Annotated in this window: 25 protein-coding genes and 2 pseudogenes; 17 read left to right on the forward strand and 10 right to left on the reverse strand. The window is 32.7% G+C overall.

The genetic code is table 11. The annotated features are described in order from the left end of the window. The first annotated feature begins 479 nt into the window (after positions 1-479). Complete coding sequence (locus tag F0000_RS27950; protein ID WP_188112252.1) at positions 480-653, forward strand: hypothetical protein; 174 nt, start codon at positions 480-482, stop codon at positions 651-653. Here F0000_RS27950 and F0000_RS23620 read toward each other — a convergent pair whose 3' ends face one another. Next, positions 654-1,544, reverse strand: a complete 891-nt coding sequence (locus F0000_RS23620; RefSeq protein ID WP_149627194.1) for a helix-turn-helix transcriptional regulator — start codon at positions 1,542-1,544, stop codon at positions 654-656. It abuts the gene before it with no gap. A 197-nt stretch (positions 1,545-1,741) separates the two neighbouring features. On the opposite strand from F0000_RS23620, the gene hemA reads away from it, so the two are divergent. From hemA to F0000_RS23650, 6 genes are all read left to right on the forward strand, one after another. Continuing rightward, entirely contained in the window at positions 1,742-2,992 is a 1,251-nt protein-coding gene (gene hemA / locus F0000_RS23625; protein ID WP_149627195.1) for a glutamyl-tRNA reductase, read from the forward strand. Beyond that, complete coding sequence (hemC, locus tag F0000_RS23630) at positions 2,993-3,922, forward strand: hydroxymethylbilane synthase (RefSeq protein ID WP_188112256.1); 930 nt, start codon at positions 2,993-2,995, stop codon at positions 3,920-3,922. Continuing rightward, the gene (locus F0000_RS23635) at positions 3,923-4,585 is read left to right on the forward strand and encodes a uroporphyrinogen-III synthase (RefSeq protein ID WP_255452870.1); all 663 of its coding nucleotides are present in this window, start codon (positions 3,923-3,925) and stop codon (positions 4,583-4,585) included. Beyond that, complete coding sequence (gene hemE / locus F0000_RS23640) at positions 4,582-5,610, forward strand: uroporphyrinogen decarboxylase (protein ID WP_149627197.1); 1,029 nt, start codon at positions 4,582-4,584, stop codon at positions 5,608-5,610. The genes F0000_RS23635 and hemE overlap by 4 nt, the downstream gene beginning before the upstream one ends. Positions 5,611-5,627: 17 nt before the next feature. Then, positions 5,628-6,107 carry a hypothetical protein gene (locus F0000_RS23645; protein WP_188112253.1) on the forward strand — a complete coding sequence of 160 codons (480 nt, stop codon included), beginning with the start codon at positions 5,628-5,630 and terminating at the stop codon, positions 6,105-6,107. Between the two features lie 112 nt (positions 6,108-6,219). Beyond that, positions 6,220-7,011: an EI24 domain-containing protein gene (locus tag F0000_RS23650; protein WP_149627199.1), complete on the forward strand. Its 792-nt coding sequence runs from the start codon at positions 6,220-6,222 to the stop codon at positions 7,009-7,011. A gap of 123 nt (positions 7,012-7,134) precedes the next feature. Here the strand turns inward: F0000_RS23650 and F0000_RS23655 are convergent, their stop codons facing one another. After that, complete coding sequence (locus tag F0000_RS23655) at positions 7,135-8,406, reverse strand: T9SS type A sorting domain-containing protein (RefSeq protein ID WP_149627200.1); 1,272 nt, start codon at positions 8,404-8,406, stop codon at positions 7,135-7,137. Next, complete coding sequence (locus tag F0000_RS23660) at positions 8,366-9,199, reverse strand: hypothetical protein (RefSeq protein ID WP_149627201.1); 834 nt, start codon at positions 9,197-9,199, stop codon at positions 8,366-8,368. The genes F0000_RS23655 and F0000_RS23660 overlap by 41 nt, the downstream gene beginning before the upstream one ends. Before the next feature lie 328 nt (positions 9,200-9,527). Here F0000_RS23660 and hemF point away from each other — a divergent pair, with 328 nt between their 5' ends. Then, complete coding sequence (gene hemF, locus F0000_RS23665) at positions 9,528-10,430, forward strand: oxygen-dependent coproporphyrinogen oxidase (protein ID WP_149627202.1); 903 nt, start codon at positions 9,528-9,530, stop codon at positions 10,428-10,430. Between the two features lie 117 nt (positions 10,431-10,547). Here hemF and F0000_RS23670 read toward each other — a convergent pair. The 4 genes and pseudogenes from F0000_RS23670 to istA form a co-directional block, all read right to left on the reverse strand. Then, positions 10,548-10,877 (reverse strand): annotated as a pseudogene (locus F0000_RS23670) (ATP-binding protein); the annotation flags it as partial. Positions 10,878-11,025: 148 nt separating this feature from the next. After that, positions 11,026-11,283, reverse strand: a complete 258-nt coding sequence (locus tag F0000_RS23675; protein WP_255452871.1) for an ATP-binding protein — start codon at positions 11,281-11,283, stop codon at positions 11,026-11,028. Further along, the gene (locus tag F0000_RS28425) at positions 11,271-11,393 is read right to left on the reverse strand and encodes a hypothetical protein (RefSeq protein WP_255452872.1); all 123 of its coding nucleotides are present in this window, start codon (positions 11,391-11,393) and stop codon (positions 11,271-11,273) included. Before F0000_RS28425 ends, F0000_RS23675 begins: the two co-directional genes overlap by 13 nt. A 35-nt stretch (positions 11,394-11,428) precedes the next feature. Beyond that, positions 11,429-12,688, reverse strand: a pseudogene (gene istA, locus F0000_RS23680) (IS21 family transposase); the annotation flags it as partial. A gap of 591 nt (positions 12,689-13,279) precedes the next feature. Here istA and F0000_RS23685 point away from each other — a divergent pair. From F0000_RS23685 to F0000_RS23695, 3 genes are all read left to right on the forward strand, one after another. Beyond that, positions 13,280-13,951: a thioesterase domain-containing protein gene (locus tag F0000_RS23685; RefSeq protein WP_255452873.1), complete on the forward strand. Its 672-nt coding sequence runs from the start codon at positions 13,280-13,282 to the stop codon at positions 13,949-13,951. Positions 13,952-14,370: 419 nt separating this feature from the next. Beyond that, positions 14,371-14,985, forward strand: a complete 615-nt coding sequence (locus tag F0000_RS23690; protein ID WP_149627205.1) for a hypothetical protein — start codon at positions 14,371-14,373, stop codon at positions 14,983-14,985. Positions 14,986-15,533: 548 nt separating this feature from the next. Further along, positions 15,534-15,929 (forward strand): hypothetical protein, encoded by a 396-nt coding sequence (locus F0000_RS23695; protein WP_149627206.1) that lies wholly within the window; start codon positions 15,534-15,536, stop codon positions 15,927-15,929. On the opposite strand, the gene F0000_RS23700 is transcribed toward F0000_RS23695, so the two are convergent. Beyond that, positions 15,930-17,435 (reverse strand): carboxypeptidase-like regulatory domain-containing protein, encoded by a 1,506-nt coding sequence (locus F0000_RS23700; RefSeq protein ID WP_149627207.1) that lies wholly within the window; start codon positions 17,433-17,435, stop codon positions 15,930-15,932. A gap of 853 nt (positions 17,436-18,288) precedes the next feature. Between F0000_RS23700 and F0000_RS23705 the strand changes: the two genes are divergently transcribed. The 3 genes from F0000_RS23705 to F0000_RS23715 all read left to right on the forward strand — a co-directional run bounded on the left by F0000_RS23705 (position 18,289) and on the right by F0000_RS23715 (position 21,060). Then, entirely contained in the window at positions 18,289-18,990 is a 702-nt protein-coding gene (locus F0000_RS23705) for a DUF4331 family protein (RefSeq protein WP_188112254.1), read from the forward strand. Positions 18,991-19,058: 68 nt separating this feature from the next. Next, the gene (locus F0000_RS23710; protein ID WP_149627209.1) at positions 19,059-19,667 is read left to right on the forward strand and encodes a DUF4331 domain-containing protein; all 609 of its coding nucleotides are present in this window, start codon (positions 19,059-19,061) and stop codon (positions 19,665-19,667) included. Positions 19,668-19,773: 106 nt separating this feature from the next. Further along, a complete protein-coding gene (locus F0000_RS23715) occupies positions 19,774-21,060 on the forward strand; it encodes a lipopolysaccharide assembly protein LapB (protein WP_149627210.1) in 1,287 nt (428 codons plus the stop codon). A gap of 29 nt (positions 21,061-21,089) precedes the next feature. Here the strand turns inward: F0000_RS23715 and F0000_RS23720 are convergent, their stop codons facing one another. Then, positions 21,090-22,595 carry a carboxypeptidase-like regulatory domain-containing protein gene (locus F0000_RS23720; RefSeq protein WP_149627211.1) on the reverse strand — a complete coding sequence of 502 codons (1,506 nt, stop codon included), beginning with the start codon at positions 22,593-22,595 and terminating at the stop codon, positions 21,090-21,092. A 356-nt stretch (positions 22,596-22,951) separates the two neighbouring features. On the opposite strand from F0000_RS23720, the gene F0000_RS23725 reads away from it, so the two are divergent. Together F0000_RS23725 and F0000_RS23730 are read left to right on the forward strand one after the other, a co-directional pair. Continuing rightward, the gene (locus F0000_RS23725; protein ID WP_188112255.1) at positions 22,952-23,536 is read left to right on the forward strand and encodes an RNA polymerase sigma factor; all 585 of its coding nucleotides are present in this window, start codon (positions 22,952-22,954) and stop codon (positions 23,534-23,536) included. 225 nt (positions 23,537-23,761) lie between these two features. Then, positions 23,762-24,517 carry a hypothetical protein gene (locus F0000_RS23730; RefSeq protein ID WP_149627213.1) on the forward strand — a complete coding sequence of 252 codons (756 nt, stop codon included), beginning with the start codon at positions 23,762-23,764 and terminating at the stop codon, positions 24,515-24,517. Positions 24,518-24,759: 242 nt separating this feature from the next. On the opposite strand, the gene F0000_RS23735 is transcribed toward F0000_RS23730, so the two are convergent. Beyond that, complete coding sequence (locus F0000_RS23735; RefSeq protein WP_149627214.1) at positions 24,760-25,029, reverse strand: hypothetical protein; 270 nt, start codon at positions 25,027-25,029, stop codon at positions 24,760-24,762. A gap of 493 nt (positions 25,030-25,522) precedes the next feature. Between F0000_RS23735 and F0000_RS28705 the strand changes: the two genes are divergently transcribed. Further along, the coding region (locus tag F0000_RS28705) for a transposase family protein (RefSeq protein ID WP_149627216.1) at positions 25,523-25,680 on the forward strand (158 nt) is incomplete at its 3' end.

Below are 25,680 nucleotides of genomic sequence, written 5' to 3' on the forward strand. Positions count from 1 at the left end.
TCGATAACTTTCTGAAAATAAAGAAGTTGTTCCTGTGCGTTTGTAACTATTCATCTCACCTGTGTTTAGTCAGTAAAATACTATAACTATTTGATTAAAAATAAATTAATTTTAGAGGTAACCTTTATAATATGAGTACTGGTGATACTGCGGAGAATGCAGATAAACCAAAAGTAAATGTAGATAGAGAAACCGGAGAAGTTTCTATTACGTTCAAAATGGATTTTTGATAACGGCTCAAGGTATTCTTTAACCATTTATGACATAGGTGGCCTATGATTTTGCATCTTTCAATTAGATATATTCATAAGTTGGTTTACTGAGGTATACAAAAAGAATAACTACATTCTGATTGAATTCTGGTTTCTGATACAAAACATAAAAAATGTTAATTATGATGTTGCTTAGTTAAAATCTTGTGAACGTATGATAGTCATCCATTATTTTAGTATTTTTATAAGTATCAAAAAAGCATTGAAATGAAACGTATAATTGTAGACGTCGAAAAGGAAAAATTACCTTTTATTCTGGAATTGCTGGAGAATTTTGAGTTCGTATCAGTATTAAGCGACACTGAAGAAGGTGATAAAGGAATGTATGATTCTATTGTATCTTTACAAAAAGGTGTCGGAATTCCGGTAAAAGAATCTTAGTTAACTGAGATTCATTACATATTTTTTAGGAGTAGTACCAAACTTCTTTTTAAAAGCAGCTATAAAATGGCTTGAAGTACTATATCCTACTTTTAATCCCACTTCGTTTACATTATAGGTACCTGAGGCAAGTAATTGTCTGGCGACTTCCATTTTGTAATCAAATAAAAAGGCATATACAGGCTCTCCATAAATTTGCTTAAAACCATCCTTCAGCTTGTTTAGCGGTAGCCCGATCTCTTTTGATAATTCCTGTAAAGTGGGTGGTTCTGCCATTTTAGAAATGATTATTTCTTTAGCTTTTTTAATTTTAAGTACATTTTCTTCGTCAACCAAAAATGGACATTGTTCTGTATCAGCATCTTCGGGTTTGTTAAAATATAAACTTAGCAGTTCATATGCTTTGCCTTTGAAATATAGAAATTTTATAGATTTATGAAGGTTATAATTTACAATCTGATTTAATACCACACTCATCGATGGAGAAAGCGCTGCATCTGTATAATATTTTTTATCTCGGTTACCTTCGCCTAGAAATGGGATATAATCTGCTTCTTTAGAAAATAATAAATGAAATTTTTTGATAGAAATTAATAAAGAAACTAATAAAGAATCTGCTTCCATATCCAGATTCATAGGTAAATTTCGCTGAGGATTATACAGGAGTAAGGATTTTTCCTGAGGCAATGGTAAAGAATAACTTCCATTATTAAAATTGAATTGCATATTTCCTTTCAGGCAAAAATGAAACTGGATATAACTACTGTCAATATCTCTTATAATTCTTTGATTTTCATTGTGTTCGTTTTGAAATTTAAGAATATAAAACCCGTCTTCTATTTTGGTTTCTTCAAGAATTCCTGGAGCGTTATTTTTTGTTTGAATTTCCATAGTAGTAAAATTATTTATTTAGAATCAATCTAAATAATTGCTGTTGTAACCTTTGGGGTTACTACAAAAATAGCTGTTTTTACCTATTTTCATATTTTTATAGATATAAATGACGTATTTCGATATTAAAAAAACTTCTAGCGTTATTTTTTAATGTATATCTGAGATATTTTTGCCCAGAGAACATAAATAACTGAATGGAGCCTCACCTACAAGCAACAAGAACTAATTTTTATGCAATCGGACTTAGCTATAGAAAAGCTGATGCTGAGATAAGAGGGCATTTTAGTATTAACGAGGAAGCCAAGATTAAGATAATTGATCAGGCAAAAGAAGAAGGAGTCGATGGGCTTCTTGTTATATCCACCTGTAATCGCACTGAATTATATGGTTTTGCTCAACATCCATTTCAACTGATAAAATTGTTATGTGAGTATACTTGTGGTACTGTAGAAGAGTTTGAAAAAGTAGCATACATACATAAAAATAATAAAGCAGTTCATCATTTATTTAAGGTAGGAACAGGCTTAGATAGTCAGATTTTAGGTGATTTTGAGATCATTGGTCAGATAAAAGCGGGTTTCAGAATGTCTAAAAAAGTACAGATGATCAATCCTTTTTTAGAACGATTGATAAATGCTGTAATTCAGGCAAGTAAACGCATAAAAAATGAAACGGAAATCTCTACAGGCGCTACTTCTGTAAGTTTTGCTGCAGTTCAATATATTTTGGCTAGAGTTCCGTATGTATCAGATAAAAATATACTACTTTTTGGAACAGGCAAAATAGGACGGAATACTTGCGAAAATCTAATAAAACATACCAAGAACGATCATATTGTTTTAATCAATAGAACCAGAGACAAAGCAGAAAAGGTAGCAGGAAAATTTAATCTTGTTGTTAGAGATTTTGATGACCTCAGAAGTGAAGTAAAAAAAACAGATGTATTAATCGTAGGAACAGGAGCTCAGATACCGACTATTACCAAAGATCATGTACATGAGGATAAACCGCTGCTTATTCTTGATTTATCAGTGCCAAAAAATGTGGCTACCGATGTTACAGAGTTTCCTAATATAACGCTGGTACATATGGATCACTTATCCAGAATCACGGATAACACGCTAAAAAGAAGAAGAGAGCATATCCCAAAGGCAGAGGCTATTATCGAAGAAGTAAAGTCTGAATTTGATAGCTGGTTAGAGACAAGAAAATTTGCGCCTACCATAAAAGCATTAAAAAGTAAATTAAGCTCTTTTAAGGATGCCGAAATTAATCTGCAGCGAAAAAAGATGTCAGATTTTAATGAAGAACAGGCTACAGTTATTAGTGATCGGATCATTCAGAAAATTACAAATCATTTTGCTAATCATCTTAAGAATGAGAACACAGCTACAAATGAAAGTATTGAATTGATTCAGAAAGTATTTCAAATACAAAACAAATAAATAGTGACAAAAACAATTCGCATTGGTACCAGAGATAGTGAATTGGCACTTTGGCAAGCACATACCGTGCAGGATACATTACAAGATTTAGGATACGATACTACATTAATACCCGTAAAATCTACGGGGGATATTGTATTGGATAAACCATTATATGAACTTGGGATTACGGGGATTTTTACAAAGACTCTGGATATTGCAATGCTTACTAATGACATTGATATCGCAGTGCATTCTATGAAAGATGTGCCTACGGCATTACCTGTTGGTATTGTAGAATCTGCGATTTTAGAACGGGCGAATGTTAAAGATATTCTGGTCCATAAAGGATTGGATTTTTTACAGGAAGAAGGAGTTATTGCTACAGGAAGTTTGAGAAGACAAGCACAATGGTTACATAAGTATCCAGATCATACAGTGGTTGATCTAAGAGGTAATGTAAATACCCGCATGCAAAAACTAAAAGATAGTAACTGGAATGGAGCTATTTTTGCGGCGGCAGGACTGGAACGTATCAATCTAAAACCTAAAGAATATCTTGATCTTGATTGGATGATTCCTGCTCCGGCTCAAGGAGCAATGCTGGTTGTGGCAAAAGAAGATGATACCTACTGCTTGGATGCACTCTCTCATCTCAATCATAGAGACTCTGAGATATGTGTACATATAGAAAGAACATTCCTTAGAACCTTAGAAGGAGGATGTACGGCACCGATAGGTGCTTTGGCAGAGATGCAGGGTGATCAGATTAGTTTTAAAGGAGTTTTGTTTAGTTTGGACGGAAAAGAAAAACGAGAAGTCTTAAAAACTTTAAAAATAGAGCATATAGAAGATAAAGATATAGAAGCGTTTGGAATTAAATGCGCTCAGGAAGTTTTGACCAATGGCGGAATAGAAATCATGAAGAAAATTAAATCAGACCTGAAATAATTGAATACTATTCCTACCATACTATCGACAAAGAAACTCTTTACACCACAGAAAGAATTATTGCTCAATTCAGGACTTGGGCTTGTAGAATATGATGCTATTGAGATTGAATTGTTAGCGGTTAATTTTAGCAAAAAAATTCAGAATGCAATAGTTACCAGTAAGAATGCTGTAAAAGGAATTCTGCATGCTACACTCGGCATTCAACACTGCTTTTGTGTAGGCGAACATACCAGAAAGCTTTTAGAAGAAAATGGATATATGGTGGTTGAAACGGCATCCAATGCTTCAGTTTTGGCAGAGATTATTGTAAAAAAATATAAAAAGGATTCGTTTGTTTTTTTTTGTGGAAATAAAAGAAGAGATGAATTGCCATTGCTTTTAAGAGAAAATAACATTCAGCTTGAAGAAGAAATAGTGTATAAAACTGAACTAAAACCAAAAAAAATGAACCGCACCTTCGAGGGGATACTTTTTTTTAGCCCATCAGCTGTTCAAAGTTATGTCGCTGCGAATACTTTTGGACGAAGTATTGCTTTTTGTATAGGAAACACGACAGCTTCTGAAGCCGAAAAATACGCAGGCAATATTATTGTCGCTACTAAACCAACTGTGGAGAATGTAATTGTTCAGGCAGTTAAATATTTTGATAAACGAATATGATTAAAAACGATTTATTTATAAGAGCTTTAAAAGGAGAAACGGTAGATCGACCACCAGTATGGATGATGCGTCAGGCAGGAAGATACTTGCCCGAGTTTATGGCATTGAAGCAGAAATATGATTTTTTTACAAGATGCAGAACTCCAGAATTAGCTTCTGACATTACGGTACAACCTATTGATATTATTGGTCCGGATGCAGCAATATTATTCAGTGATATTTTAGTGATTCCGCAGGCTATGCAGATAGAAGTCGAGATGAAAGATGGTATTGGTCCATGGTTGCCTAATCCAATCAGATCACAAGCACATGTAGATCAAGTGATTGTTCCGGATATTGATGAAGAGCTGGGATATGTCATGGATGCTATTAAGATGACCAAAGAAAAACTGAATGATCGAGTTCCGCTTATAGGATTCGCAGGCTCTCCCTGGACAATATTGTGCTATGCAGTGCAAGGACAAGGCTCTAAAAATTTTGATAAAGCTAAAGAATTCTGTTTTACACAACCGGAAGCTGCGCATCAATTATTACAAAAAATTACAGATACCACTATTGCATATCTTAAAAAGAAAGTAGCAGCAGGAGTGAATGCTGTTCAGGTATTTGATAGTTGGGGAGGAATGCTTTCTCCGGTTGATTATCAGGAATTCTCCTGGAAATATATTCAACAGATTGTAACTGCATTAAAAGAGGAGACAGAAGTGATTGTTTTTGGTAAAGGATGTTGGTTTGCATTACAGGAGATGGCAAATTCTGGGGCATCAGCTTTAGGTGTGGACTGGACTTGCTCTGCCCGTAATGCCCGATACCTTACAGGAGGAAAAATCACATTGCAGGGGAATTTTGACCCATCAAGATTATTATCACCTCCATCAGATATCAAAAGCATGGTGAAACAGATGATTGATGAATTCGGGAAAGATCGATATATCGCTAATTTGGGCCACGGAATTTTACCCAATATTCCTGTGGATAATGCCAGAGCATTTGTAGATGCAGTAAAAGAATATAAAATGGGCTAATGAACCTGTGGAATGCTATGAAAAGGTTTGATTTTTGGCAGTTAATCAAAGTATTGAGATTACTGTTTCAAAAACCATTGTTGATTATTCCGACCGTTAGTGCAACAAAACGAACCCTTATTATCTGTGATAACTTATATAGGGGAACACACCATAAGGATGGAAAAGAAAATGCATTCCGGCATGCGTTATGGAATATTTTAATTTGTCAACAAACAGTAAGCATTACCAAAAATACAGAACAATCTATCCTTTGGGCAGAAAAAATAACCAGTTTACATGAAAAACTAGCACCCAATGAACCATTGGCAACTGCTATGGATTTGCATAATAATAGTGCAGGAAGGGAGTATTTTAGGATACTAAAAGATAGTTCTGAAACAGCTGTCATAAATTTTTTGCAAGAAAAAACACAAAACGCCAAAAGAATAGTAGAAGTTATTGATACAGATACTACAGATTTGATTTACCTTTTGGATGAAAACAAATCCTGCTAATATTTTTTAGCTTTATCGGATGCTATGCTGATTAATCACAAAGTTTTTATATAAATTGAAACAAAATATATAAAAAGACTACTAATAAGAAGTTAATCAATACGAAGCATTTATGATTAAGAATATTATTGACGGTATTAAAGCTTATTTTGGAGGATTTGGTTTAATTTCTAAACTTGGATTGTGGAAATACTTTGCCATCCCTATTCTCATTAGTTTTATCACAGGTATTCTATTTTTTGCACTCGCCTGGTTTTTGTCAGAACCATTAGGAAACTTTATTGCCAGGATATGGATATGGGAATTAGGATCAGAAACGGTTGCTGTAATAAGTAAGTATTTAAGTATTTTATTGATTCTGGCAATAGGACTTGTACTGTATAAGCATATAGTCATGGCATTATCTGCGCCGTTTATGAGTCCGGTTTCAGAAAAAGTAGAACTACATCTAACAGGAAATCACAACCATTCTCATCGTCAGACCTCATTTAGACAACAATTAATGAGAGGTATCCGGATTAATGTTAGGAACTTATTGAGAGAACTGCTATTTATTATCCCTTTAGTGCTACTGAGTTTTATCCCGGTAATAGGGATTGTAGCCACGATTCTGATTTTTATAGTGCAGGCTTACTATGTAGGTTTTGGGAATATGGATTATACAATGGAACGTCATTTTAAGTATAAAGAGAGCATACAGTTTGTTAGAAAATATAGAGGAACTGCTATTGGTAATGGAATTGTTTTTATGTTAATGTTATTCATCCCCGTTATTGGGTTTATTATTACACTTCCTATTTCTGTAGTTGCTGCTTCTACAGAAACTGTGAAGATTTTAGAAAAAAGAGGGGTAATTACTTTGCATACCTCCAAAGAAATTTCTGATATAAAAGGGGAGCTCTAAATGCTAAAGATCAATTTATCATAGAAATAATACAATTTGACCTGTATGGTAATCAGAGATATATTTCTGATTTTATTTACCATACAGGTCAAATATAATCTGTGTCAATAAACTATATAGTAATTAGTTTTTGATTAATTTTCTGGTTTTTTGTGTTCCGTTTGCAAAAACAATTTTTAATAAATAGACACCTTTTGCATATGGATCAAGGCTTATTTCTTCTAGGTTATTACCAGGAAAAACATCTATTTTCTTCTGGATTATCATTTTATTGGTACCATAAATAATAATATCGGCAGTCGTTTTTTCAGTACTAAAAAATGACAATGATGTATAGGTTGATGCAGGATTCGGACTTAGAGATAGCTGTTTTTGATCTTTTTCTATCTGAAGGTTTTTATCAAAATTTTCTTCAGTAATACCGGTATCTTCAGATATTCTTGCAGGAGCAGCAGAGCAGAAAGCATTTATTACCTTAGCATTTCTATCATATAATGCTACATCTGCAATCATCGATCTCGATCTATCTGCTGGTAAGGTATATATAACACTTCCATTTTTCTTAAAATTCACATTATTACCTACCCGTTCTACTCTAACAATATCACCTCTCGAATATGAACCTAATTGAGAATTACTGGTGATCTGTGTACTTCTCTGAAAAATAACGATATTTCCACCTCTGAATCTGGACATGTATAAGTTAAAATCGATAGTGTTCCAAGACGCATTTGTATTGCTGTAAGAAAGCCCAAACATCACATCCGTATTGGGATCTCCAATAGTCATTTCTATGTAACCATCTCGGTTGGCAGGAATTTTATTGGTAGAAGCTGCTCCGGCATTCCAACCGGTTCCGGATGTTTTGGTAAGATTATTCCCGCTAACAGACACATTAACCGTATCAGTCCATTCAATAGGATATCTATTTGGTGCCGGAACTGAGCAGTATGCATTCAATATTTTAGCATTTCTATCGTATAAAGCTACATCAGCGATCATCGATCTTGATCTGTCTACCGGTAATGTGTAGATAATAGTTCCATTTTTCTTAAAATTGACATTACTGCCTACCCGTTCTACTCTAACGATATCACCTCTCGAATACGAACCTAATTGAGAATTACTGGTGATTTGCGTACTTCTCTGAAAAATAACAATATTTCCACCTCTGAATCTGGACATATAGAGATTAAAATCAATAGTATTCCAGGATGCGTCGGTATTACTATAGGAAAGCCCGAACATGACATCTGTATTAGGATCTCCAATAGTCATTTCTATAAAACCATCTCGGTTAGCAGGGATTCTATTCGCAGAGGCTGCTCCGGCATTCCAACCGGTTCCTGATGTTTTAGGTAAGGTTATTTCTGCTAACAGATAGATTAACCGCATCTGTCCATACAATAGGATATTTTGGGGTTACAGGCTCAGAGCAGTATGCATTCAATACTTTTGCATTTCTATCGTATAAAGCTACATCAGCGATCATCGATCTTGATCTATCTACCGGTAATGTGTAAATAATGGCTCCATTTTTCTTAAAATTCACATTACTGCCTATCCGTTCTACTCTCACGACATCACCTCTCGAATACGAGCCTAATTGAGAATTACTGGTAATTTGCGTACTTCTCTGAAAAATAACGATATTTCCTCCTCTAAATCTAGACATATAGAGATTAAAATCAATAGTATTCCAGGAAGCACTTGTGTTGCTGTATGAAAGTCCAAACATCACATCAGTATTAGGGTCACCAATTGTCATTTCTATATAACCATCTTTATTTGCTGGGATCTTATTAATAGAGGCAGCTCCAGCATTCCAACCGGTTCCGGATGTTTTGGTAAGGTTATTTTGATTTACAGTCACATTCACAGGGTCAGTCCACGCTATTGCGTGTCGTCCTAAATTCTGTTTTGGTAGATCTAAAATGTTTTCAGATGTATTTGTCGGAGTTTCATCTTTTGAAAAAGTCTTTGTTAGGATCTCATGATTGTTTTTTTGTAAATTAAAATTTAGAATATTTGATGAATCTATTTCTGTGGAGTTTATTAATACCTCATTTTGAGCGTATTGAATAAAAGGTAGCATAAATAGCAGATACAATAGGAATAGTTTACTTTGTTGTTGTAGTAATCTTAAAACAACATTGGATTGGAACTTTTTAGTGTAATTAATTGACATAATATAATTTAGTTAAACAATAATTTAAGTTGGATGCTATTATTTTTTTGATTAAAATTATAAATGAAATGCGGTTTTTTCCCCACCCAAATCGGGTAGTTTTTGTTTTTTTATAGATTTTTTTAATTGTTAAGTTTTAAGTAAAAAATTGCGGTATTTGGATATTATAAATCTGAATAGCCTATTGTGAAAGATGGGGGCAAATTCTTATATTCGCAATCGATTAAAGAGATACTGTAGAAGCATTTTATTCTGACTCAATTTTGAGAGTTTTTTTTGATGGTATCTTATGGTCTTATTTTTTGACAAAAGCGTTTAAACTTTGTGTATGAAAGAAAAATTCTACCAATATATACAGAATCTTCAGGATACTATTACTTCTAAGATTGAAGAAATAGATGGTGTATCAAAATTCAGAGAAGATCTATGGGAACGACCAGAAGGTGGTGGTGGGAGAACACGAGTGATAGAAAATGGGGATGTTTTTGAGAAAGGAGGAGTGAATATCTCCGGAGTTCATGGTGCATTGCCAAAAGCGATGCAGGCTTATTTTAAAGTAGGGGAGGTTGATTTTTTTGCTTGCGGTTTGTCTCTGGTATTACATCCTAAAAATCCTATGGTACCAACAGTGCATGCAAATTGGAGATATTTTGAAATGTATGATGGAGATGGAAATATTGTAGATAGTTGGTTTGGAGGAGGACAGGATTTAACACCTTATTATTTATTTGATGAGGATGCCAAACATTTTCATCAGGTATGTAAATCATCTTGCGATAAACATAGTGCGGATTTTTATCCTCTATATAAAAAGAAGTGTGATGAATACTTTTATAATGCCCATAGAGGAGAAGGACGTGGTGTAGGAGGATTGTTTTTTGATTACTGCAAAGCTACAGATGACAGATCTATGGAGGAATGGTATGATTTTGTCACAGAAATAGGTAATAGCTTTTTAGAAGCTTATATACCAATCGTAGAACAAAGAAAAGATCTTGCTTATACAGAGATGCAAAAGGATTGGCAAGAGATTCGTAGAGGGAGGTATGTAGAGTTTAATTTGGTACACGATAAAGGAACCTTATTTGGGTTAAAGACAAATGGAAGAATAGAAAGTATTCTTATGAGCTTACCCCCTAATGTGCAATGGCGATATGATCATCAACCGGAACCTGATTCAGAAGAAGCTCGATTGCTGGAAATATTTAAAAAACCTGTGGATTGGGTATAACTATCTTTTTGATTTAGCCGTGGTATTGGAAAATCCGGTCAAAGTGAGCCACCCCTTCCGGTTTAAATTGAGCAGGGTAAATGAGTTGTTCTAAATCGATTCATTTGTTGTTTAAAATTAGTGTTTTTTTCTTAGTTTCTTTCTCATGGATTCTCCTTTTAGATTAATTCTATGTGCTGAGTGTACCAGTCGATCTAAAATAGCATCAGCAATAGTTTGTTCTCCTATGATTTGATGCCATGCATTTGTCGGTAGTTGTGAAGCTACTATAGTTGCATGTTTTCCATGTCTGTCTTCTATTATTTCCATTAGTATATTCCTGCTTACATTGTCAAGCACTCTAAGCCCAAAGTCATCTAGTATTAATAGATCTTGCTTTTCTATTCGGTTAATTTCCTTTAGGTATGTACCATCGGCTTTAGCTGTTTTTAGTTTTGTAAATAGTTTTTGATACGATTTATAACTAAAAATTTCGCATATTCATCGTTTCTTTTTCCTTTCTACTTCGTTTAAAAAATAAACCGTAGCTATAGCTATGCTTGATTTTTTTGCCTTGCATAAAGAAAAAATAATTCAATGAATTTATACGAATTTTTTAATCACAAATCGTATGAGTGTTAAAGTATAGCACTTTGTATCCCAAAGAGCAAGCCTGATAGCCTATAGCTGAAGCGATATAACTTTTACCTACTCCAGTACTTCCTGTAATCAGGATACTTTCTTTGTTTTTCACAAAATCACATGCCATAAAGCGTTTTATTTGGTTTTTATCGATATTCCTATCGGTTTCATAATTAATATTTTCCATTACAGCTTTGTATCTAAATTTAGCTGATTTTGTCAATCGTCCCATTCTGACTGAATTAAATAAGCGATTAGTTCATCGCTGGTATACTGAACACTCAGGTTCTTTAATGCTTCGGTAAAGGCGTTATGCATTCCCTGGAAACGCAACAGTTTCATTTGTTCTAATGTTTGTGTATTCATTTGCTTTATATTTATTTGTAATACTGATTTCCTCTTATGTTTTTATGCATTGGTAGTTCCTGGTCTTCCACAGGAGTGTCTTCTATGGTGTCCCAGCCTTTTTCTAAGATTCTGACGATAATATTGTAATTATAAGCCTGATAATCCAAGGCTCTTTTACAAGCATTATTTAAACGTGTATTGCCTACTTTTTTAGTTAATTGTAAAATACCTATACAGGATTTATAGGATTGTTCTGGATGTTGTTTTTTATCTAAAATCTTAATGATGTATGTATTACAATCTATACCTATGTTGGCAGACCAATCGATAAATTTCTTTGGATTCCAATCGCTTACAAACTGGTGGTATGAAGACATGTGTTCTTTTTCTGTAGTATATCCATACTTCTTTTTGTTTCTAGGGTGAACGGCTATCTGATGCTCTTTGTAATGGATTTCTACTAAGTTTTCAGAGTATATGATGTGTGTTTTTTTTCCTAAATAGGTATAAGGAACACTATAATAATGTTTGTCTTTACTTAGATAAATATGTCCATTTTTGTGTATAGTTCCATTGGCATATTGTTTGAGTTCATAGCGTTTTATAGGTAACGCTTTTAAGGCAGGTTTTTCTATTTCCTCAAACAAGGAAGATCGTGTGTAATCCCTTCCTCTAAAGGACATAGTGTTATGCTTTTGTAACAACTCTAAAATACGCGTATTAATAGCTGCTATAGAATGAAAAGTCTCTTTTCTTAGCTTAGCAAAGACTCTGGTATAAATGATGTGTACTGCATTCTCCACAATGGCTTTATCACGTGGTTTATAAGCTCTAGTGGGCAATACAGAGGTGCCATAATGATCTGCAAAATCAGCAAAGGTCTCATTCACTTTAGGTTCGTAACGGCTGCTTTTGGTTACTGCAGCTTTAAGATTATCTGGAACCAAAGCCTCTGGAACACCTCCATAAAACCATAAGGCATTTTCGGTACAACGTATAAAATCTTCTTTCTTTTGACTTGCAGAGGCTTCTACATAAGTGTAATGACTATTTCCTAAAACACATACATAAACCTCTAAATCCTGAAGCTCTCCTGTGTGTTCATCTACAATAGTGAGTTTTTGCCCCGTATAATCTATAAATAGTTTATCTCCTGGATCATAGGCAAAATGCATTACTGGAGATACGGATTTACGCCATACTAAATACCAATAACTGAACTGGGAGGACATTAGTCCATCTGGATGCCGCTCTTTATACTCTTCCCAAAGTAATTGCAGGGTAACACCTGTTTTCTTTAACTCTTTGTCAAAATAAGGGAAGTATTACTCTAAGGTTTGTAATCGCTCACTCTTTTGCTTTTCTTTAGAATGAAACAACAGATGCAACTCCTCTAAATTCATCGCACTAATCTCGCTGTAAGTAAAGGTATACTGCTTGAAAAAAGCAATGTATTTGGTTACCGTATTACGGCTAACAGGTAGCTGGGAACTAATCTTTCACTTGCTTACACCTTCGGTGTAGAGCTTAAATATCTTTTTTATTTTTCGCATTTCTATTTGATGGTATGCCATAATCTTTTGTTTAAAAAGATTACTTATAACGAACAAATAGAATCGATCTAGTACTGGTTCACTTTAGACCGGAAATAAGTGGTTCACTTTAATCCGGAATGCTATGCTCACTTTCCACCGGAATGGGTGGTTCACTTTAATCCGGAACTAGGGGTATACTCTAGCCGGATTTTGTGCTCCTAGTGCTGGAGGTAGTATTTTCTCCTTTTATGAATTAGCAAATTTACTAAAAGATACATATACCTTATATGGATTTCTATCGGATGGACTAGAGGCTAAAATTACCTCTACAATTAGTGTAGAAAAATTGCTGAGCAGAACATTAAAAGCATGCAAAGAATAGATCCTTTTGGACCATATCAGTTGGCAGGATATTCTTTTGGAGCAGGTGTCGTTCATGAAATGTGTTTGCAACTACATAAAAAAGGATTGTCAGTGCAACGTTTAATTATTTTTGATGGGCTACCTTATTTTTCTGTTTGTAAAAATACTTTAGATGACTCACCGGTTTTATCTAAATCATTTTTTGAAAATCTAATGCTAATTTCTGAAGTTTTAAAAGAGTTTTTAAATCAGAAAGAACTACAATTAGAGATAAATAATGAAGTTTTATTTACTAAAAGTAAAGAAGAACAATTAGACATGGTGTTTGATGCATTAGTAAAACATGGTTTTAATTTTATGACAAGAACAGACTTCTATACGTTTGTAAAGATATATATCCATCAGGTAAAAATCTGGGATACATATATTCCAGATATAAATGTTACACATAATACTCCAGTAACACTATTTAGAGCTGACAAAGAAAATGAAGAATTGACTGAAACATATGGGTGGGAGACTGTAACTAGAGGAGGTGTTATAGTTCACAGAATTGAAGGTAATCATATGAATATTCTTAGCCTTCCTCATGTAGAATCCATTACTAAAACTATTAAAGCGGTAGAAAATGTAAAGATGGAAGCAATTCTTTAAAATAGATAAAAAAACAATGGTTTTTGTGAAGATACCATTTCATTTTCTTTTAATTAATATACAAAAAAACTTGATGTGTCAATGAATCATTCATTATCAAAAGCAGGCTGATTAGCTTCTATAATTTTTATATCGAATGATTCAATGATTTTCATAAAGTAGTCTTTAGCTTACTTTTTTTTGTTAAAAAATGACAATTGGTTTTTTATAATTTTATTTTAATACAAGTTTATCAGGTGTTTGTAAAAAAAATAAAAGACTAAATGAGTTGTGTAGAATACAGTATTAGTGATGTTTTAAAATCGATTAAATACATTTAAAAACGTTAAATGTACATTTAACCATTTTTTTTTACTATATTGCCATCATCTTATGGGGCTTACTTGCAGTATGTTAAACTAATTAACACCGTAAACCCTATGAAAAAAAAATTACTATTGATTTTATGTGCCATCCTTATAATTGGATGTGAGTATATCCCTGGAGAGAAAAAGAAATCCACATTTTCTGCTTTTACCAAGAACACTATTGAGTTTCGTGAGAATACAATTATGCTTACCTCTTCATATGTTAAGACATCTCCGGATGAGTTTAAATCCAGATTGGATTCACTAAACAATAAGTCTTTATTTAAAAAGATAGCTTTGGAAGAGCTAAAGAAAATCGAAGATAAGAATGTAGATTTCCAGTTGTTTGTAGAGAATAGAAACGTAGAGAATTATGTATTTGTCTATGCCTGTGACTACTATCAGCTGGATGAACATAGAGCTGCAACCGTAGTGGAGGCATTAAGCAATCAGCTAAAAGATGAGTCTTCTAAGCAGAAAGTAAAATACCATCGAATTCACGGTCGATTTTTCTTTACGCCCAATTCTAAGATTGTTAAGTTAAAATATATGAAAGCTTTTAAGAAAGATAAAAAATTCCAGGCAGAATATATTGTAGCTTCAAAATCTGGAGGAATTGGATTATTGGTAAGCAATGTGGAAAATATAGATTTTGAAAGATCTATAAAACGTTTAGCGGTGAAATAATCCAAAAATAGTATTGTAAATGACAGGAACTTCTTAGAGTATGTTTAAAAACCCTTCTGCCTGTTGGTCATTACTTTGACAACCTTGACTTTACTTCAAATAAGCAACATATCTCGATATGTCGTCGATTTGAAGTGTCGTCAGAACACCAAACTACTGACAATCAGTTTGCATTGTTTTTAAACATGCTCTTATGCCAATTCTTAGATGAAATCACCGTAAACTGAATCAAATTATTTTTTAATCAATAGAATTCCCCGATGCTCTGCATCGGAGGTTTTAGAGGAAAGTTTGAAAACGGATGGTTTTCATTAACTTGTAAAACTTTCTTCCGTTGAATACCCCTATGGCTCTGCCTCGGGGATTCTTTATTTAAGTTGAGTAAGAAAATTCGTAGATAGCAGCGCTATTGATGCTTTTTATTTTGAAGTATGAAACAAAAAGTAATAATTTTAGTAGGTAATTTCATTTGAGAAATGGTATCATTTGGTATTGGTTGAAAAACGAATACCAAATTTTTTGTATAACTTTATCATTAAAATATGAGAATGCAAAAAGTAGCAGCATTGCTGATAAGTATCTTCATTATGAGTTGTGCCCGTGAGGTACCTCCTACGGCAGCGAATGTTAATAAGATATTTACATCTAAAGACTTTACTTTTGAATTCTATCATAAAAATGGATCAGTAGCTTCTCTTAGTTTTAGAGTTGATTATTTGGTGTATAAGAGTGATCAGCCAACAATGAGGAGGGAAATTGAGTATGATGAGGTGTTATTGATCAATGACTTTATACAAAAGATTGTGAATCTACACTCTGACAAACTAAATAGAGACACTTCATCTTATTATGTGATAAAAAATACAGCCTATAAAACGATAATTATTCCAGAGCAGGAAGATTTTTATTTTGAAGCATTACTAAAAACATTGAAACTGAAATAACTAATCTTGTTCTACTTGATCAGGAACTTTAAACTGCTTGATTGCAGTATTTGGCTCTATGATATTGTATCCTTTCCAGAAATCGGGATTATAACTAGATAAGTAGGTAGATTTTACATTTTTATTCTCTTTGCTATTTGCGTATTCAGTATCTGTGATATTTTTAGTCTCAAACACAATAACCTCATACTTGTTTTTAGCATAGCTGATTACATCGAGGTTAAGGGATAATTGATTTTGTTTCCTTCTTCCTTTAACATATTTATTCTTTTCGATAATGCTTAGTGGTCTGTCTACTCCGAATTTGTTTTCGGTTACTTTTTCTATAAACTTTACTCCATATTTCCCATCAGATCCTTTAGAGAAAATAGTAGTACCGCTATAGCCGTTTTCTTCAAAACTAACTCCAAGTAAATTAAAGCTACGCAGGCGTTTTACATTTTGATAATCAATTCTTATAATAGCAAAATCCTGAGTATTTACATACAAAGTTCCTTTAAAATCACCTCTACGTTTTGGTGTAAACTCAATGACGTATACGCCTATATCATCTAATATGGTATAATCTACACGCTCAAAATTATACCTTCCTGATTTTTGAATTACGTTTAATTTAGAACCTGATTCAAAAAATATTTCATCAAATAAGTTTGTAAGATTCATTTTTCTGGTCCTAAAAAAGAAATTCTCTTTTTGATCATCAATGCCATTTACAATATCGGCAGCATCTTCATTGGCTGTAAGTATAGAATCAACCTGCACTTTTTGGCTAAAGAGTCCAGATCTTATTTTTATATAAGAATCAGGCTTTACGTTATCTCTAAAAATTTTTTCCATCTTTTTAAATATTGACTCCATAGATCCACCATTATTTTTGTCATACAAGCGAGCCCCTTTAATTACATGCAATTTTTGGCTCTTGCTATTGCCATAAAAATCAGCCAGAGCTTCTGCATAGAACACAGAGTTTTTCGGGATCACTCCAGAGATGCTGTCCACTAGTTTTTTATCTACATCTTCTATGGTTGACTTTTTAAAATCAATATCTATTTTCTTGATAAAACTCGTATTTGTTTCTCTAAAAAATAATTTCCGTTTTGTAATATTTTCTCTGTAATTTTTTTCCAGATTGTCATCTATATTGTCAATGATTTCATCAATAGTCAGGTTTTTGTTAGAGATAAAAACACTTTGTAGTGCTATTGCCTTGGGTTCTACGTATATAATACTGTCAGTAATGCTTGTCAGGGCAACACCTACTTTTTCATATCCCATAGAAGATATATGTATAGAATCTGTTTCAGTCTTTATCTTATTTATTGTGAAACTAAAACTCCCTTCTTCATTAGTCACAATTCCCTGATCAGGTCCTAGTTGTATCGTGGCATATGGGATGGGTTGATTTGTCTTTTTGTCAACAACTTTAGCACTAATTGTTTGTGCTTTTGCGACAATTGACGACGCGCACGACAATTGGACTAATAACAAGATCTTAAAAATTTTCATAGCTTTTATAAAATTAATTCATAAGTAGTATCATACTAGATATATACTTACATAAAAATAGATCGCTTTAGACATAGTTACGATTAAAAAAGATACAACTATTCTAATGTATTCTTAAAATTAAGACGTATTGATTCCTCATTTATAACATAAAAAACTGCCGGTATAAATCGTGGTATATATTCGAAACGGGTTTTTCCCTTCAAAATGAATGCTTTGTAAAGTGGTGTTAAAACTATTTTTTTAGTCTTAAAAGTAAGCTGTCTAACATTTTTACTATTGGTTATTCAGTAATTTTACAAATCCAACTTAAATATAAATAAAATGAAATCTTTGAAATTTTTACCTCCCGAATTTATTAATAGTTTTAATCAGTATACTGTGTATAGTATCTCAAGTATTTACTGATGGTTACTTTTTTAAATTGACAAGCAATCGCTTAAAAGTATATTCTACTACTAATTGCTTAACATCAAAATAACCACTTAATATTTAATTTTCTTAATAGTTATATCTGATTAGTATGCTAGATATAATGATTTTTTAATAGTGTTTAGTAAACATTAATAAGAGATGTATTTTGATTTAAAAAGAAGTCAGATAGCCTATATTGTTTTGGCGTCTCCTTCTCTTTTACTCAAGATAATACCAATTCATAGATAAAATAACCATACACTGAATCAAATTGGTTTTTAATTCAGATGAGAAAGAAAATTCATAACTAGCAGCGCTATCGATGCTTTTTATTTCGAAATCTGAAACAAAAAGAAATGATTTTAGTAGATAATGACATATTAGAAATGGTATAAGTCTAGTGTTCCAGTGTCAAGATTTTAACACTTAAATGAATCAAATGAAAAAAATAAATAAACAGCAACTATTGATATTCCTGCCACTGCTAGTTTTGGGAATGATTTTTATGGCAAGTGACCATATAGATTCACCATCTACTATTGGCAATACTGCAGACCTTGCCGATCTCTATGCTTATGAGAGCCCTAATAATCCTGACAATACCGTTTTTGTTGCGAACCTGCAGAGTACGCTTCCACCAGGAAGTAATGACAGAACTTTTGATGAGCAGGTTTTAGTCGAATTTAATATAGATAATAACAATGATTTAATAGAGGATTTGGTAATACAGGCAATTCCAAAGGATGGGTATATGTATTTCTTTGGTCCTTATAAACCTTTATCCACTGGTGTAACGGGCGTTATTTCTAAAGAGAACGCTACTTTTATCGAGAAAGTAAAGATAAGTACAGACACTACAACAGTTACAGCGACAAAAGATGAGATTTCTTATTTCGCAGGTCGTCGTGAAGATCCTTTTTATTTTGATGTGAGTCAATATATTGCTGTGTTTACAGGACAGTCTCAAGAACCTGGAGGAGGGTTCAAGCCACCTAATCACGAATATATCCCCAGAGAACTTAATGTACTGTCGGTGATTGTAGAAGTACCTAATAAATATCTAGGAGATACGTTTGATCACCCCATTGGAAATGGTGCTAAAGTGATAAATACCTGGTTGTCAACAAAAAGGAGGCAATAGCTTTATGTTGTATAGCCCTTTTTAAGCTTATTAATAATCAATGCATTTTTATGCGAAAAATATACAAAATGAAAATATGTACTATCAATTATTATATAGCCCTGGCATTTCTGATGTTGCTTTGTGGATGTAGTGAAGATTCAGATGCAGATGTAAACGAAGGTTCTGATATGGTTATTATGGTGCCCGATTTTTCGGGTGAATATAAACAGGTAGATCATATTGGTCGCCCGGAAACAACGTTGAATTATATTTTATCTGGAGAAACGCAAGATCAATTTAATACAATAGCTACTGCAGAGCAGGCAACATTTCAACCCTTATTTCTGGAAAGACTCAATCAGATGCACATTCTTTTTGATGCTACTTATGAAACTAATTACCTGGGGCTGGATGCTACGCAGTTTACCTCGTTAATGGCAAAAAATGCGTTGCAAGTGTCATTAGATGGACCTACAAGTTATGCCATGCTAACAGGGAGAACACTTACAGATGATGTGATCGATGTTATGTTGTCACTCATGTTTGGAGGAACAAAGGGAGATCGTTTTAATGGTCAGGATACAGACAATGATGGCATCCCGGATTTGCCTATTCTTGTGTCAGATAATCGAGAGGCAACAAGAGTAAATCCAACTTCAGCTTTTCCGTATTTAGAAAAACCATACGATTTATAGATAGTTATATCATTTCTGGTTTAAAGTTACCCTCTAAAAAAATGGGGTAATTTTAGTAAACTTAAAAACATTTTTTTAACTCACTCCGATACTAAAGTTTATAAAAATGAGAACATTAGCAGTTCTACAAATGATCGTTGTATTTTGTTTGATCTCCTGTCAAAACCCAGAGGACATTACAAACCCAGACGATTATAATATCTATTTTAGAAAAGAGAGCCTGCAAACTGACAACATACGTTCCCGAATTAAAATCTGGAATCAGTTTATAAAAGAAGATAGCTTGCAAATTGTTGAAATTAAAAATATAGCAAGTGAATATACACAGCTGTTTGAAGCTACTGCTGAGATAGTATATTTAAAAAAAGCAGAGCAGGCTCTTCTGAAAACATTGAAATTTGGAGGATTGCGAAAAGAAAATATTCTATTAGATCTCGCTAGAAACTATATATCACAACATCGATTTAAAGATGCAAAAAGTGCCGCGGCAGAGGCGTATAAAATCTATCCCAATAGGTTTTCAAAACTAGTGTTATTTGATGCCTGTATGGAGCTGGGAGATTTTATAGAAGCAGAAACGTATTTGACAGACAAGGAGGTGATAAATCAAAATGATTTTGATTTTTTAATTCGATTCGCAAAATGGAATGATCACCTAGGTAATATGAGTGCTACCATACGCAATATGGAAAAGGCGACCTTAATCGCTGAAGATTCTAAAAATAAAAAGTTAATCAAATGGAGCTATACAAATTTGGCTACGTATTATGGGCATGCAGGAAAGATTAAGAAATCATATAACTATTTTTTGAAAGCTCTGAAAATAGATCATAGCAATGCCTTTGCAAAAAAAGGAATCGCTTGGATTATATATTCTTATGAGCATAATCCAGAAGAGGCTTTAAGAATTATGAATATAGTTACAGAAACCCATAAAGTACCGGATTATTACTTATTTATGGCTGAGATTTCGAAGTTTCAAAAAAATAAGAAAGATCAAACGCTCTTTTTAAAACAATACAAGGAAACAGTAAAAGATCAGCGATATGGAACTATGTACAATATTCATAATGCACTAATTTTATCAGAAGAGTATAAAAATTTTGCGAACGCTTTGCAAATTTCTGAGGTAGAAATTGCAGAAAGATCAATCCCTCAGATTTATAGCCTCAAAGCATATATTCTTAATCTCAGTGGCAGGCATAAAGAAGCACTGGAAATTATAAAAAAACAGGTGGTTAATCAAACATTTGAACCTATGGCTATGTATTATACGGCAGAGGTATATAAGTCGAATAATCTGTTAACAGAGCTAGCCGCTATCAAAAAAGAATTAAATGAAAGCAGCTATGAATTAGGTCCTGTAATCTCTCAAAGAATTTTGGCACTTTGAGGTATTGAGGGAAAAAGAAAAACAGCACTTTAAGATTCTTCTTCTATAGCCGTAAACTGTTTGATTGCCGTATTGGGTTCTATAATATTATAACCCTTCCAGAATTCGGGATCATATTTGGATAAGTATTGTGGTTTGATTGTTTTGTTTTCAGTACTGTTCTCATATTCACTTTCTGTTATGGGCTGAGAATCAAAAATTACTACTTCATATTTATTTACTTCTCCCACACCAATATCTAATCCTAATGATAACTCGTTTTGTTTGCGTTTTCCCTTTACAAATTTGTTTTTTTCGATGATTTTCAGAGGACGATCAATACCAAAAATATTACCTCTTGTTTTTTCTAAATATCTCACACTGTACTTACCATCAGTATTTTTTGCAAAAATAGTTTTTCCTTTATAGGTAGTGTCGTGAAAACTGAGACCTAATAGTCCAAAGTTTTTTAGATTTTTTACATTCTGGTAATCAACTCTCATTACTGCAAAATCTTCAGTATTTACATAAATAGTACCTTTAAAGTCAGCGCCCCTTTTAGGATCAAAATTGATAACATATACACTGCTGTCATCTATAATGGTATAGTCTTGTAGTTCAAAATCATACTTACTGGATTTGTCAATAAAATTTAATTGAGAATCTTCCTGAAAGAACATATCAGATAACAGACCTTGAAGAGATGATTTTCTATAGTCAAGAAAATAGTTTTTATCATCTTTATTAGGTTTCTCTACTTCTTTTTTTACTTGTGCTGCTTCATCATTATTCTCAAAAATTGAGTCCATTTGCACTTTGGTACCAAGAATCCATCCTGATTTTATTTTTAGATAAGAATTTGGTTTTACATTCTTTTTTAAGATGGTTTCTAGTTTATCAGATAATGCCTCCATAGAACCGTCATTGCTCTTATCATATAACTCAGCGCTCTTAATGATATTTAATTTTTGTTTTTGGAAATTACCATATAAATCACACAAGGCTTCAGTATAATAAGATGATTTTCTTGGAATAATAGAAATAACACTATCGATAAACTTTTTATTAAACTCTTCTATAGTTGATTTTTTAAATTTAACATTGATTTTATTAAGGTTACTAAAATTAGATTGCCTATAGAAAAGCTTTTTATGAGATAAATCTCTACTATAGTTTTGATCTAACCTATCTTTTATATTGTCAATAATCTCATCAATGGTTAGATTTTTATTAGAAATAAAAACCCCGCTTAATTCTATCGCTTTGGGTTCAATATAGATGATACTATCGGTAAGCGCACTAAGCGCAATACCAATTTTTTCATATCCCATAGAAGAAATATAAATAGAATCCGTCTGAGATAGTTTTTGATTTGGGGTAAAACTAAATCGCCCTTCTTCATTAGTGATAAGGCCTTTGTTTTTTGACAATTGAATAGTAGCGTAGGGTATTGGTTGATTTGTTTTTTTGTCTACAACCTTAGAACTAATGGATTGTGCATGTATAGACAGTATACTGGCAAAAATTAGTATAAATGTTATTCTTATTGTATGCATATTCATTGTATGATAATTTTGGTATCTGTTATTAATTTTTGGTTAGTAAACTACCTTCGAAGCATTTAAATCTCAATTATCGGGTAATGCTTTATTAGTATAGACATCATTTTCTATGTAAAGGTTGCTTGTAACTATATGAGTAAGACTAAAACGAGCATTGTTTGTTACATTGAGTGAGCAGAAAATAGCATTTTATACTCCTAATTGATAGTAAAAAAAGTGGTCAAAAAGATACTGCAACTACGGGAGCCGTTCTTCCTAAAACAATAAAACACCATCTATATACGGTAATTTTGTATGCGTACTAAACAGGGAAAAAAGTATTAATACATATAGATATTAAGTGTATGCGTATGGGTTGCATAAAAGATTGTAAAATTTTAGAAGGGATATTAATGGGAAATGAAAAAGTGATCAAAGCTTTTTATAAAAGAAATTATATCTATGTCAAAAGATATATCGTTCATAATTCAGGGAGTCAGCTAGATGCAGAAGATGTGTTTCAGGACGGGTTGGTGCTGATATATCAGAAATTAACGTCTGATACTCTTGAGATTACGGGTTCTGTAGATACTTTTTTTTATGGTGTTTGCAGAAATATCTGGAGAAACCGATTACGTAGAAAAAAGAAATTTATGCAGTTGGATACTATGTATGACTATATAGATCAGCACGAGATTTCGTATAGTGATGTTTTGGAAGATATGGAAAGAACACAAGTGTATCAAAAATATTTTTTAAAACTGCCAGATTCCAGTAAGAAACTATTAACGCTCTTTTTAGAGGGGAAAAGTATGAGAGAAATTGCCAGGATTACAGGATATACAGAAAAGTATGCAAGAAAAAAGAAATTTGAAGTCAAAAAAGACCTCATGACAATGATAGAAAAAGATCCAATGTATCAAGAGTTAACAGATTTTGGAGAAGCAATCTGTTGAAAAAAACAATGCATGATTTTATCGAATCTTTTTGCTTAGAGACTGCTAATGCTTTAATCTGAAAAACTACTTTTTCTTTTTTTAAATAATGAAAATATCAAAAAAATCACCCGATTTGGGTGACTCGCTATTGTTATAAATTCGTGAAATTTGTATCAACAATATCACCTAAAACTTATGATACAGATTCAGAGTTTAACCAAATTTAAAATCAAGAAATTTACCATGAGATCAAAGCAATTCGTATCAAAATTAAATGCAACTGTACTTTTTCTGTCATTAATATTAGTATTGACAAGTTGCGAAAAAGAAGAGAATTTCACAGAAACAATACCTTCATCAAAAGTATTCTCAAACTTAACAGGTTATTATAAAGGGAGTGATAGAGGTCACTATTATATTCGTCAAATCGGAAATGATATTTTCTGGTTTGGAGAAGACCCATCGGGAATTTGGGCAAATGTATTTAGAGGAAGTTTATCCGGCAATACGCTATCTGGTATATTTTATGATGTGCCTAAAGGTATAAATACCGGGGCTAGGGCATTGACATTTTCAGTAAATAATAGTGGTACCGTGATTACCAAAATATTTGGACCCGGTTTTGGTGGAAATGTTTTAACTAAATCAAATCGTCCCTCTAGTTTGCCAGGTGTTCGACCTCAGGGATTTGGTACCAGAAATAATATTAATGACCTGACTGCAAAATGGAAAGCTAGCGATGGTGGTTCTTATTACTTAAGACAATTGGGGAATAGAATCGTATGGTTTGGAGAACAAAATTATCAATCTGGACTTCCGGTATGGGCTAATGTTGCTTTTGGAACAAGATCTGGAGATACAATAACACTAGATTGGGTAGATGTGCCTAAGGGTAGAAATGGAGGATCTGGGAAATTGTCTTTAAAGGTGGATAATGCCAATCAAATGAGCAGAGTATTTGCTACAGGAGGATTTGGGGGCAGAAAATGGGAAAGATAACATCAAAATAATATATCCAATGTATTTTCTGTACATTGAGTTTTAGAAGATATGAAAAAGCAAAGGCCCTAATTTGAGTAAAAACTCGGTTAAGGTTTTTGTTTTATCTGTCCTGGGTTTGTTAAAAAAATCTAGAACAAAATGATATTTAGAATAAATAATTTCAGATATAGGTTTATTTTATATGTGAGAACTATAATAAACGAGTGATTTCTTTTATTAAGAAAGGGGGTAATGCGCTTTTAGAGTTCGTTTTGATGGGATTTTAAAATCCATTTATTACTTTTCCTAAAATATTCTTGTTGATTCAGTTTTACGTTTCTGGTGAGTCTAAGTGCTTCCAGAAATATAGCTTCTATCGCATCACTCGATTTTGGTTTCTCAACTCCATTAAATTTAAAGATACCATTCTCTAAAACCAATACATTTTTTCTATGATCTTTAACTTCTATTTTGCCTTTTATAAAAGCATTTTGTATATGTTCTTTTATTAGTACTTGATCGACTTTCATGTAATTTTTTTTAAATACTTCAAAGATAGCAAGATCGGAATAAAATTCTTTATATAGCTCAGTAAAAAATATGAAATTTCCCTAAAATTCAATGAGTATTTTTGGGATTTTAACTTTTACTAACCTTTAACTCATGCTAGCTTCAATTATGTTCTCATTAAGGAAAATGATTTTTTTTTTTATAGTTATTAATCTTTTTCCTAATTTTTTTAGGACAAGGTACTTTTAAAAGTATAAAAAACCTAAAATTTTCTCATGTTACGCAGGGCAAACTCATACTTTTCGAGTTGATTTTTGGGGTATTTTTTGTATTAAAAGACTTGATTTTAAGTTGGTTAATAGTGGTTTTTTAGATTAAAAGCGAGTATATTGTATTGATAATCAATATAATATATATTTTGAAAAACACAAATTCACTACAGTCAATTTTTAGTCAAATGGAAGATCCTAGAAGCCATATAAACCAACTTCACAATTTTATTGACTCCTTCTTATCGGAATAATTTCAGTAATTTGTGGAGCAGAAACCTGGAAACAAATGGTGGGGTTTGCTAGGTCAAAAGAAGCATTTCTTAAAACATTTCTCGAATTACCCAACGCAATACCTTCAGAAGACACTATAAACAGATTGTTTTCGGCAATCGATAGCCT

The sequence above is a fragment of the Aquimarina sp. RZ0 genome (genome assembly GCF_008370685.1).
GTDB lineage: Bacteria > Bacteroidota > Bacteroidia > Flavobacteriales > Flavobacteriaceae > Aquimarina.

Coding starts and splice junctions, on each gene's coding strand:
- hemE (WP_149627197.1), top strand. CDS start 4,582: ATGATTAAAAACGATTTATTTATAAGAGCTTTAAAAGGAGAAACGGTA.
- F0000_RS23650 (WP_149627199.1), top strand. CDS start 6,220: ATGATTAAGAATATTATTGACGGTATTAAAGCTTATTTTGGAGGATTT.
- F0000_RS23695 (WP_149627206.1), top strand. CDS start 15,534: ATGCAAAAAGTAGCAGCATTGCTGATAAGTATCTTCATTATGAGTTGT.
- F0000_RS28425 (WP_255452872.1), bottom strand. CDS start 11,393: ATGAAACTGTTGCGTTTCCAGGGAATGCATAACGCCTTTACCGAAGCA.
- F0000_RS23655 (WP_149627200.1), bottom strand. CDS start 8,406: ATGCGGTTAATCTATCTGTTAGCAGAAATAACCTTACCTAAAACATCA.
- F0000_RS23730 (WP_149627213.1), top strand. CDS start 23,762: ATGAGATCAAAGCAATTCGTATCAAAATTAAATGCAACTGTACTTTTT.
- F0000_RS23735 (WP_149627214.1), bottom strand. CDS start 25,029: ATGAAAGTCGATCAAGTACTAATAAAAGAACATATACAAAATGCTTTT.
- F0000_RS23715 (WP_149627210.1), top strand. CDS start 19,774: ATGAGAACATTAGCAGTTCTACAAATGATCGTTGTATTTTGTTTGATC.
- hemA (WP_149627195.1), top strand. CDS start 1,742: ATGGAGCCTCACCTACAAGCAACAAGAACTAATTTTTATGCAATCGGA.
- hemF (WP_149627202.1), top strand. CDS start 9,528: ATGAAAGAAAAATTCTACCAATATATACAGAATCTTCAGGATACTATT.
- F0000_RS23690 (WP_149627205.1), top strand. CDS start 14,371: ATGAAAAAAAAATTACTATTGATTTTATGTGCCATCCTTATAATTGGA.
- F0000_RS23675 (WP_255452871.1), bottom strand. CDS start 11,283: ATGGGACGATTGACAAAATCAGCTAAATTTAGATACAAAGCTGTAATG.
- F0000_RS23720 (WP_149627211.1), bottom strand. CDS start 22,595: ATGCATACAATAAGAATAACATTTATACTAATTTTTGCCAGTATACTG.
- F0000_RS23700 (WP_149627207.1), bottom strand. CDS start 17,435: ATGAAAATTTTTAAGATCTTGTTATTAGTCCAATTGTCGTGCGCGTCG.
- F0000_RS23705 (WP_188112254.1), top strand. CDS start 18,289: ATGAAAAAAATAAATAAACAGCAACTATTGATATTCCTGCCACTGCTA.
- F0000_RS23725 (WP_188112255.1), top strand. CDS start 22,952: ATGGGTTGCATAAAAGATTGTAAAATTTTAGAAGGGATATTAATGGGA.
- F0000_RS23710 (WP_149627209.1), top strand. CDS start 19,059: ATGAAAATATGTACTATCAATTATTATATAGCCCTGGCATTTCTGATG.
- F0000_RS27950 (WP_188112252.1), top strand. CDS start 480: ATGAAACGTATAATTGTAGACGTCGAAAAGGAAAAATTACCTTTTATT.
- F0000_RS23660 (WP_149627201.1), bottom strand. CDS start 9,199: ATGTCAATTAATTACACTAAAAAGTTCCAATCCAATGTTGTTTTAAGA.
- F0000_RS23620 (WP_149627194.1), bottom strand. CDS start 1,544: ATGGAAATTCAAACAAAAAATAACGCTCCAGGAATTCTTGAAGAAACC.
- F0000_RS23645 (WP_188112253.1), top strand. CDS start 5,628: ATGAAAAGGTTTGATTTTTGGCAGTTAATCAAAGTATTGAGATTACTG.